The sequence below is a fragment of the Rhodopila sp. genome, assembly GCF_035548235.1.
Lineage (GTDB): Bacteria > Pseudomonadota > Alphaproteobacteria > Acetobacterales > Acetobacteraceae > Rhodopila.
The window spans coordinates 1-9225 of the sequence record NZ_DASZTJ010000074.1 but is presented as its reverse complement, the minus strand read 5'-3'; the positions used below and the strand labels follow the sequence as shown (position 1 = coordinate 9225).

Genomic DNA, 9225 nt, shown 5'->3' with positions numbered 1-9225 from the left:
GCCCGAACGATAGGTGCCCGAACGATAGGTGCCCGAACGATAGGTGCCCGAACGATAGGTGCCCGAACGATAGGTGAAAGTCCCGGTCATGACGGCGGCGATGGTGACCCAGTCGTGCCGTTCTTCGAACGGGCGGTCCCTGGGGCCGGCGCGACAGACCACCTCTGCCACGCGCCAGCCCTGGCCCGCCGCGACCAACCGCACCGAAGGAACCGCCGGTTCGTCAAGCATGCGGCGAGGATAGCCGTTTTCCCCAAGTTTCGCACCGGGCCGAACGTTAAGGTCCGTGCACGCTTGAAGGAGGTTCCCATTGACCGTCTATCACGGCGCCTGTGCCTGCGGCGCAATCCGCTTCCGCCTGACGTCCGACCCGATGTTCGTCCATTGCTGCCATTGCCGCGACTGCCAGCGGCAAACCGGTTCGGCCTTCGTGCTGAATGCCCTGATCGAGACCGACCGGATCGCACTCGACGCCGGCACGCCCGTCGCCACGGCGATGCCCACCGAGAGCGGCCGCCCGCACGACATCTATCGCTGCCCCACCTGCCAGACCGCGCTGTGGAGCGATTACGGCCGCCGCCCCGGCCTGCGCTTCGTACGCGTCGGCACGCTGGAGGAGCGCGACGCGGTGACGCCGGACGTGCATATCTTCACCCGCTCGAAGCTGCCGTGGGTGAGCGTGCCGCCCGGGGCACGGGCCGTGCCGGTCTATTACGACATGACGCGACTCTGGCCGGCCGGCAGCCTGGCCCGCCGGCGTGCGGTTGGGGCTTGATCCAGGGGCGCGTATAGGATGGCGCGGTGCCTGCTTCCGGAGTCACGCCATGTCCGCCGACCTGCTCCCTCTCGACCCCGGCGCCCGCCGCGCCATCCTCGACGCCGTGGAGGCGCTGCAGCCCGATGCGGTGGCGCTGCTGGACCGGCTGGTCCGCCACAAATCCACCTTGGGGCAGGAGCAGGGGGCGCTGGAGGAGATGGTCGGGGTCTATGCCAGCCTCGGCCTGACTCCGCGCCGGGTGCCGGTGGATGTGGCGTTCCTGCAGGACAAGCCCGGCTTCTCGCCGCCGCTGATCCCCTACCAGGGCCGCGACAACGTCGTCGCGGAATATCGCTGCGCGCAGAGCAAGGGGCGGTCGCTGCTGCTGCAGGGCCATGTCGACGTGGTGCCCGAGGGTGCCGCCGACCTGTGGACCACCCCGCCTTATGAACCGGCGATCCGCGGCGGCCGCATGTTCGGCCGCGGCGCCGCCGACATGAAGGCCGGTATCGTTGCATACGTCACCGCCTTGCGCGCGCTGGCGCAGGCGGGGCTGCGCCCGACCGCCGACATCCAGCTTGCCGCGGTGATCGAGGAGGAATGCACAGGCAACGGCGCGCTGGCGGTCATGCACGCGCTGCCGAAGCCCGATGCCTGCCTGATCCCAGAACCCGGCCCCGGTTTTCCGGCACTGTACACCGCCGAGGTCGGGGTCGTCTGGGCCTGGATCACCATCACCGGCAAGCCCGCCCACGTGCGGGAGATGCAGGCCGGCGTGAACGCCATCGAAGCGGCCTATGTCATCGCGGACCGTTTCAAGCAATACGAATCCCGCATGAACAGGGCGGAAAACCGCCACCCGGCGTTCGCGGCGGAGAACCATCCGATCAACGTCAATCTCGGCACGATCGAGGGCGGGGAATGGAACAGCTCCGTCGCCACGCGCGCGAAGATCGGTTTCCGCGTCGGCGTGATGCTGGGCCATCCGGCGTCGGCGGTGAAAGGCGAGATCGAGGCCCTGGTGGACGAGGCCCGCACGGATCCCCGCCTGGCCGGTGCGAAACTCGACCTGGGCTTCGCCGGATTCATGGCCGACGCGGCGCAGTTCCCGGCGGACCAGCCGATCAGCCGGGCGCTGTCGCGGACGCACGCGGACGTGACCGGCGGCGAGTTGCGCCACACCAACTCCCTCGGCCTGACCGATGCGCGCTTCTATACGCTGTACCAGGGCACCCAGGCGACTTGTTACGGTCCCGAGTCAGATGCCATCCACGGAATCGACGAAAGCGTCGGCCTGGAATCGATCCGGGAGGTGACCAAGGTCATCGCCCTGACCGTTGCGGGATGGTGCGGCGTGGAACCCGACCGGTCGCCCAAGCGCTAAGCATGGACGACCAATGAAGGAGAATGCCATGCACCGTTCCGTCACGCTCGCCGCCGCGGCCCTGATCGCGCTGGGCACGGCCTCGTCCGGGCATGCGCAACTGCTGGACAAGCTGAAGAGCGCCACCGGCATGGGGCAGGGGCAAACCACAAGCCTGCCGTCGGTGGGCCAGGCTGGGGTCGGCAACACCGCGGGCGTGCTGCAATATTGCGTGCAGAACAACTACCTGGGCGCGGGCGCGGCCGATCCCGTCCGCCAGTCGCTGCTGAACCACGTGCCGGGGCAGAGCGGGGACAGCAGCTACGACCAGGGCAGCCACGGCATGCTGCAGACCGGCGGCGGGCAGACGTTCAGCCTGGGCGGGACGGATTCCTTCAAGCGGCAGTTGACGCAGAAACTGTGCAGCCAGGTCCTGGAGCACGGGAAGTCGTTGCTGGGATGACCGCGTGACTCACGCTGATCTGATCGCAAGGCGGTCGACGTGAATCGCCAGGTACCGCGTATGCTGGTGGCGGCTTAGCGCCAACACCCCGGAAGGAGCCGTTTTCATGCGTAGACTATTGCTGTCATCCGCCGTGCTGGGCGCGCTGCTGGGCCTGTCCAGCATCCATCCCGCCCAAGCTGCGACCGCTGCCGCGGCTGTCAGCGCCCCGACCAGTCCGCTGGTCGTGAAGGCTTATTATTGGAATCACCGCCACTGGCGTCATCGCCGCTATTACCACAACCGCTGGCATTACTGGAACTGATGGGAACCCCGCCACGGTTCCGACCGTGGCGGGTCCAGCCTACATCGTCACCACAATGTAATCGTCCTCGACGCTGACATCGACGGATTCCGCGACGAACGGCCCTTCGACGAGCGATTTCCCCGGCTGCACGGCAACGTCATAGGCCCTGGCCTGGACGCTGTTGGGATCGCAGAGGGATTGCCCCGTGCGGATGTCGAACTCCCAGCAATGCCAGGGGCACCGGATCATCTCGCCGGGGCGCGTCAGGCGGTAGTCGCCAGGCTCCGGCGCGACCAGGCGGCTGACGATCTCGCCTTCGCACAGGCGCGCGCCCTGGTGGGGGCAGCGGTTGATCAGCCCGTGGAACCTGCCGCCCACGTTGAAGATGCCGATCTCCCGCCCCCTGACCGTGACGATCTTCCGCCCGCCCGCCGGGATCTCCGCCGCTCGGGCCACGACATGGCGTTGCGCGGACGGAGCCGCGACATCAGGCTGCGCAGCCATGTCAGTCCAGCCGGTACAGCGCCTTGGCGTTATCCCGGTAGATCATCTGCTTCCAGTCGTCCGGCAGCTTGACCTTGAAGGCATAGCGCGGATCGTCCTGGTCCCAGTGCGGATAGTCGGTGGAGAACATCACGCGGTCGGGACCGATCCATTCCAGGATCGACAGCATGTCGGCCGGCCGCTCCGGCTCCTCGATCGGCTGGGTGCTGACCCAGAAATGATCGTGGATGTATTCCGACGGCAGGCGCTTCAGCGACGGGCATTCCGCCTTCAGCCGCTTCCAGTGCTTGTCCAGCCGCCAGGCCAGTGCCGGCAGCCAGGCGAAGCCGCCTTCGACCAGCACGATCTTCAGGTTCGGGATCGCTTCGAACGTGCCCTCGCAGACCAGGCTGGTCACCAGCGTCTGCATCGACTGCACATAGGACGGATGCTCATCGTGATAGAAGGACGGCCAGCCGCCACCGGTCGAGGCATGGCCGCTGGTGCCGCCCAGATGGAGCGAGACCGGGAAGTCGGCGGCGGCGCTGGCTTCCAGGATCGGGCGATAGCGGCGCCGACCGAGCGGTTCGAGGCCGCGGGGCGGGATGTTGACCTGGGCCCAGCGGCGGTCGCCGGCGCGCTTCTCGATCTCGGCGACGGCGGCTTCGGTCCATTCGATGTTGACCTGCACCGCGCCCAGCAGCCTGGGATCGGGATCGCACCACTGCGCCAACTGCCATTCGTTCACCGCGGTCGCCATCGCCGCGCCGAACTCGACGTTCCGTTCCGCCGCCGAACCGCCGACCAGCGGGGCGAGCAGGCCGTAGGCGACGTCGAACAGGTCCAGCAACTGTTCCTGCATCAGCGCGAGGTCGGAGCCGGGATGGCCGCCGCTCTTGGGCCAGCTATCCATCCGCATGCCGGCGCCGGGCGACATCCGCGGGTACATCGACGTCTTGGCCAGGCCCGCGCGCGGGCGGCCGCCGATCGTCTGCTTGTGCTCCAGCCATCGTTTCGGCAGAAACGGATCGAAGTCGGCCGGTCCTTTCGTATAGGGATGCACGTCGCAGTCGATGAAGCCCAGCACGGACTTGTCCACGCTTTCGCGGGACCGGTCGGGCGCGCGATCCAGGACGGTCATGTTCATGAAGTCGTCTCCTTCAGTCGCGGATAGGTGTTCAGCGGGTTGTCGATGCAGATCTTGCGGATCAGGTCGTCCGGCATGCCGTCGGGGATGGCGTCGTCGCCGTCGTAATGCCAATGCGGATAGTCCGAGGAGAACATCAGCATCTCCTCGCTGTTCAGTTGCTCCAGGACCTTCTGCACCTGCGCCGCGGTGGGCGGGGCGTCGAACGGCTGCAGCGTCAGGCGCACGTTGCGGCGGACGGTGTGCGCCGGCTGTTCCTCCAGCCAGGGCGTTTCCGCGCGCACGCCGCGCCATGTCTTGTCCAGCCGCCAGAGCGAGGCCGGCAGCCAGGTGACGCCGGATTCGATCAGCACCACCTTCAGGGCGGGGAATTTGACGAAGACGCCCTCGGTGATCATGGAGTTCAGGGCGGCGGCGAAACCTTGCGAATAGGAGACGTAGTCTTCGAGATACAGGGATCCCCAGCCGCCGGCGCTGGGCGGGTGGCGGAAGCTGCTGCCGGCATGGATGCCGATCGGCAGGCCGTGTTTCTCCGCCACGCGATACAGCGGCCAGTGCTGGCGGCGGCCCAGCGGCAATTCGCTCATGGCCAGGGTCAGGACCTGCACGTACCGGTCGTCGCCGGCCAGGCGTTCGACTTCCTCGGCCGCCAGTTCGGCGCTGTGCGGCGGCACGACGATCGACGCCCGCAGCCGCTTGTCCTTGGCCAGCCACTCCGCCGCGATGTAGTTGTTGATCGCGCGGCAGAAGGCCAGCGACAGGTCCTCGCTGAACATCGCCTGCGCGCCGTGGATGACGTTCAGGATGGCGGCGCGGTGGCCGTAGCGGTCCAACAGGTCCGCCTGCAGCCGTTCCAGGCTGGCGGCGGGCGGTCCCTTGTCCGGCTTCCAGTCGGGACGGGCGTTGATGGGCGCGCCGGTGGGGTAGGCGGTCGTGTCGAAGTTCTCACGCTCCAGGCCTCGGCGCTGGACATGCTCACGCCAGTAGGGCTCCAGGTGCGGCAACAGGACGCGCGCATCAGGGATGGAGACGTGGACGTCGGTATCGATCAAGCCCTGGATCGGACGTGCCATGGAGCTTTCCGGTCTCTCTACTGATCGGTAAGGCTACGGCTGATCGGACGGGGTTGTAAACAACCACTCAGTTTCGCCGGGACGCCGGGGGTGCGAACGCAAGCTCGAACTGGACTGCGATCCCGCGGAGACGCTTGTCGCGAGTCCAAAGTTCGGTCCCGGGAGTCAGCAGCGTTGACGCGATCAGATGCACGTCCACGTGGCCGATGCCTCGGCCAAACAGGGCATGGTCCTCGATGAAACGACGTACTTCGTCTTGGGATGCGACCTCGACCTTGGGCAACTGGTCGAAGCTCCGCAGCACGAAGTCCCGCCGGGGCAGCGATCCGAGGGCAACCTCGCCCACGACGAAGGGATGCGTCAGAACGGCGCCAATATCGAGAAGGTTTGCCAGCACGAGGTCGCGCCTGCGCAGATGATCGACCCAGACGGACGTATCGACCAGGATCAAGCGGGCTTTTTCCGCCGACGGCGGGGAGGGACAGTCAGATTCGGGGCAATGCCGCCCAGTCGAGCCAATCGACGGGCAGCTTCACGCTGCACCAGCGCCGTCAAAGCTTCTCTCACAATCGCGGAGGTCTCGGTCAAGCCGGTGAATTCCTGAGCTTTGGACAGAAGTTCGTCGTCGAGGGTGAGGGTGGTGCGCATGAGGGAACCCGCTCGCTATGCATCAAAGATAGCATCACCTGATGCAGCTCTCAATGCGTCCCGTCGGGCCAAGGGGCGTCCCTTTCCGCACGGCCCGCCCATCACAGCGTCGGCGAGTTCTGGCCCCAATGCAGCTTCCGGCCGCGTGCGATGCTCGGCGCCAGGGCACCCTCGACGAAGTTGATGGCGATCAGCCAGGCCAGCTTCTCGAACGTCATCGGGTTCTTCGTATCGAAGAAGCCCGGCGTGTTGGTCGCGATCGTGCCGGCCACCGCGACGATTCCGCTGTCGATCGCCGCGATGACCTCCTTCTTGAAGGCCTCGTCGAGCATCTTCTCCGCCGCGGCCTGGTCCAGGCCCTTCACGGCCTCTTTCAGCACCGTTTCCTGCACGGCCTTGCGCATGCTGGCCTCGCCGACCAGCCCGGCGAGCGCTCCGAGACCGGTGGACACGGCGACTTTCACGGCAAAATCCTTCCCATCGACCTTGTAGCCCACCGACAGGGGACCCAAGCCCTCGCGAACCGCCGTCTCGAACGCCGCCGCCGCGGCGCCGCCGGCGACGTTGGCGGTCACCGCGCCCGCGCCGGTGGCCGCGCCGATGGCCGGCGCGGCCATGGCGGCCAGCAGGGCGAAGGCCAGGACCGCGATCGCCTCGGCGACGAAGCTGGTCGCCTCCGCGCCGCCCTCCAATTTCGAGAGGTAGTGGTCGATCGCCTGGCCGGCGGTGTTCAGCGCGATCACCGCGTCGCGATACGCATCGCCGGCGGCGGCGGGGTTGCCGTTGATCGCCTGTTCGACGGCCGAGATCGCCTTGAACTGCGCGTCGATCAATGGCCCGACGGCGTCGAGGTCGGCGCCGCCCACGGCACGCACGATCGCGCCCATCACGAAGACGACCGGGTTGGAGGCGTTGTTGACCTGGCGCAGGGCGTCATAATGGCCCTGGTGCAGGTCGGCCAGGTTCTTCAGGTTCGGCATGTGCTGGTTGACCAGCGCATTGGTGACTTCCAGCTTCGCCGCGATCAGTTGCTTCTGCGTGCCGCTATACGTCTTGCCGTTGAACGTGATGGTGAAGATGTGCGTCTCGTCGGCGTTGTCGTATTCGTCCAGCGCCTTCTTGAGCGCATCGATGTTGCTCAGCCCTTGCTCATATTCCTCCGTCTCCGGTGTCTTCTGGATCTCGTCGACCAGCGCCAGGATCGGCTGCTGCAGGGCCGCGAGGTCGTCGGTGCGGGTCTGCATCATGTTGTCGACGCGCGTCTTCAGGTCGCCCGGCCAGGACTGGTCGAACTCGTCTTTCAGCCGCGCGATCTCGTCCACCTTCTGCTTGTACTCGTTGCAGCTTTGCTGCAGCGCGTCGGCCGCCGCCCCGGCCGCCGTGTAATCCTCCTGCGCCGCCGCGTCGGTCATCCGCTGGCATTGATCGGCGAGGTCCTGCTCCTCGTCCTTCAGCTTGGGATGCTTGGATTGCGCGATCGAGCCGACAAGGTCCTCGATCGGCTTGGCCTTTTCCTCATAGGCCTGCTTCTTGGCCTCCAGGTCCGCGAGAGCCTGGTCGAACTGATTGAGCGAGACCGTCAGCGCGTCGACGATCTTCATCGCCGCGTCGTAGTCCTGCTGACCCGCCGCCGTGTCGAGTTCCTGTTTCTGGTTCGCGATGTCCGTCTGCGCCGGAACGAGCGACGGGTGCTGCGCCTGGCCCATCTTCACGATGCGCGGTTCGATTGCCTGGTCCGCATCCTCGAAGGCCTTCTTCTTCGCCTCCAGTTCCTCGCGCAACTGTTTCACCAGGTCCGCCTTCCCGCCCAGGTCCTGCGCGTCACGCAGCGCGGCCTCGAAATCTTCCGCATCGGCATCGGCCTGCATCTGCTTGCGGACCGCTTCCAGATCGTCCTGCAGCGGCTCCATCTTGCTGAACGGCGGCGGCCGTTCGGCACTGGCGTCCACCTTGTCCTGGATGCCGGCGAGTGTGTCGTCGAACGCCTTCTTCTGTTCCTGCAGCTTCGCAAGCGCCGTCTCGTAGTCGGTGACCTTGATGTCCAGGTCCTGCTCGCACAGCAGCGCCTTGACGAAGTCCTTGGCGGTGGCCGCCGCGTCCATCTCCGACTGCGCGGGCGGGAACGCGGCCGCCTGCCGTTCGAGCGTGTGGAACGTGCTGGCCTGGGTGGCCGCCAGCCGCGGATCCAGCGCGGCGCGCGCCGGTTCGTACTGCGCCTGCGCCGCCTTCTGGCGCGTGTAGTCGTCATAGACGGGATTGAACTGCGGCAGCAGCTTGTCGAAGTCGGTGCAGGCCGGCGCGAAACGCCGCGCCTCGACGTCGGCGGCCACCGCGGTGATCGGCGCCTTCAGCGACGGCGCTTTCGGGTGTCCCCAATCCTCCATCTCGCCGATCTTCGCCGCGACGTCCTCGCAGTTCGCCTCCCGCGACTGCCAATCGTTGAATGCCTTTTCCGCCCCTGCCCGGAACTTTCCGATATCCGCACGAGCTGCCTGCGCGCCGGCGATCGTCTTGGCGATGGCGGGCTTGGCCTTGGTTTCGTCGGCAGGATCGATCGAGCGCAGGGTTTCGCCGTAAGACCGCACGATCGTTTCGCGTTGCGTCACATGCGTCTTGTGCGCTTCGGCCTCGGCATGGTCGGCGGTGTAGCCGAGATCGCCGTCGATCGCGGCCAGCAGGGGCGCGAACTGGGCCTTGAAGGCTTGCGCTTGCTGATCGCTCCCGGCGTCCGGCACGGCCGACAGGGTCGGGGCATTGCCCGGATCATCCCGCGGGTTGAGTCCGGTGAAGCGATGAATCCAATCCAGATGCGCATCGGTCAGCACTGCGGGACTCCCATTCATCGTTCTATTGCATCACGCGCGTGATCGGCGTCGGTTCGTGCGTTGCTTTGTCGCAACAGACTCCTGTGTCGACTTTGACCCTTCCATCCCGTCATGGCCCGGACCGACCGGGCCATCCCGTGCCTCGTGGGGGAGATGGCCCGGTCAAGCCGAGCCATGACG

Annotated in this window: 10 protein-coding genes and 1 pseudogene; 4 read left to right on the top strand and 7 right to left on the bottom strand. The window is 66.7% G+C overall.

Annotated features, from left to right (window positions below):
- Positions 1-231: pseudogene (locus tag VHB27_RS06035) on the bottom strand (hypothetical protein); the annotation flags it as partial.
- A 79-nt stretch (positions 232-310) separates the two neighbouring features.
- Between VHB27_RS06035 and VHB27_RS06030 the strand changes: the two are divergent.
- From VHB27_RS06030 to VHB27_RS06015, 4 genes are all read left to right on the top strand, one after another.
- Positions 311-775, top strand: a complete 465-nt coding sequence (locus tag VHB27_RS06030) for a GFA family protein (protein ID WP_325598229.1) — start codon at positions 311-313, stop codon at positions 773-775.
- A 49-nt stretch (positions 776-824) separates the two neighbouring features.
- Positions 825-2141: an ArgE/DapE family deacylase gene (locus VHB27_RS06025; RefSeq protein ID WP_325598227.1), complete on the top strand. Its 1317-nt coding sequence runs from the start codon at positions 825-827 to the stop codon at positions 2139-2141.
- A gap of 28 nt (positions 2142-2169) precedes the next feature.
- Positions 2170-2583, top strand: a complete 414-nt coding sequence (locus VHB27_RS06020) for a DUF2501 domain-containing protein (RefSeq protein ID WP_325598225.1) — start codon at positions 2170-2172, stop codon at positions 2581-2583.
- A 106-nt stretch (positions 2584-2689) separates the two neighbouring features.
- Positions 2690-2887 carry a hypothetical protein gene (locus VHB27_RS06015; RefSeq protein ID WP_325598223.1) on the top strand — a complete coding sequence of 66 codons (198 nt, stop codon included), beginning with the start codon at positions 2690-2692 and terminating at the stop codon, positions 2885-2887.
- Positions 2888-2926: 39 nt separating this feature from the next.
- Here VHB27_RS06015 and VHB27_RS06010 read toward each other — a convergent pair whose 3' ends face one another.
- From VHB27_RS06010 to VHB27_RS05985, 6 genes are all read right to left on the bottom strand, one after another.
- The gene (locus tag VHB27_RS06010; protein ID WP_325598221.1) at positions 2927-3373 is read right to left on the bottom strand and encodes a Rieske (2Fe-2S) protein; all 447 of its coding nucleotides are present in this window, start codon (positions 3371-3373) and stop codon (positions 2927-2929) included.
- Position 3374: 1 nt separating this feature from the next.
- Positions 3375-4499 (bottom strand): amidohydrolase family protein, encoded by a 1125-nt coding sequence (locus VHB27_RS06005; RefSeq protein WP_325598219.1) that lies wholly within the window; start codon positions 4497-4499, stop codon positions 3375-3377.
- A complete protein-coding gene (locus VHB27_RS06000) occupies positions 4496-5572 on the bottom strand; it encodes an amidohydrolase family protein (protein WP_325598217.1) in 1077 nt (358 codons plus the stop codon). The genes VHB27_RS06005 and VHB27_RS06000 overlap by 4 nt, the downstream gene beginning before the upstream one ends.
- Before the next feature lie 67 nt (positions 5573-5639).
- The gene (locus tag VHB27_RS05995; RefSeq protein ID WP_325598215.1) at positions 5640-6023 is read right to left on the bottom strand and encodes a type II toxin-antitoxin system VapC family toxin; all 384 of its coding nucleotides are present in this window, start codon (positions 6021-6023) and stop codon (positions 5640-5642) included.
- Positions 6020-6220, bottom strand: a complete 201-nt coding sequence (locus VHB27_RS05990; RefSeq protein ID WP_325598213.1) for a type II toxin-antitoxin system VapB family antitoxin — start codon at positions 6218-6220, stop codon at positions 6020-6022. Before VHB27_RS05990 ends, VHB27_RS05995 begins: the two co-directional genes overlap by 4 nt.
- A gap of 101 nt (positions 6221-6321) precedes the next feature.
- Positions 6322-9045, bottom strand: a complete 2724-nt coding sequence (locus VHB27_RS05985; RefSeq protein ID WP_325598211.1) for a hypothetical protein — start codon at positions 9043-9045, stop codon at positions 6322-6324.
- Between the last annotated feature and the right edge of the window lie 180 nt (positions 9046-9225).

Coding starts and splice junctions, on each gene's coding strand:
- VHB27_RS06025 (WP_325598227.1), top strand. CDS start 825: ATGTCCGCCGACCTGCTCCCTCTCGACCCCGGCGCCCGCCGCGCCATC.
- VHB27_RS06020 (WP_325598225.1), top strand. CDS start 2,170: ATGCACCGTTCCGTCACGCTCGCCGCCGCGGCCCTGATCGCGCTGGGC.
- VHB27_RS06015 (WP_325598223.1), top strand. CDS start 2,690: ATGCGTAGACTATTGCTGTCATCCGCCGTGCTGGGCGCGCTGCTGGGC.
- VHB27_RS06010 (WP_325598221.1), bottom strand. CDS start 3,373: ATGGCTGCGCAGCCTGATGTCGCGGCTCCGTCCGCGCAACGCCATGTC.
- VHB27_RS06005 (WP_325598219.1), bottom strand. CDS start 4,499: ATGAACATGACCGTCCTGGATCGCGCGCCCGACCGGTCCCGCGAAAGC.
- VHB27_RS06000 (WP_325598217.1), bottom strand. CDS start 5,572: ATGGCACGTCCGATCCAGGGCTTGATCGATACCGACGTCCACGTCTCC.
- VHB27_RS05990 (WP_325598213.1), bottom strand. CDS start 6,220: ATGCGCACCACCCTCACCCTCGACGACGAACTTCTGTCCAAAGCTCAG.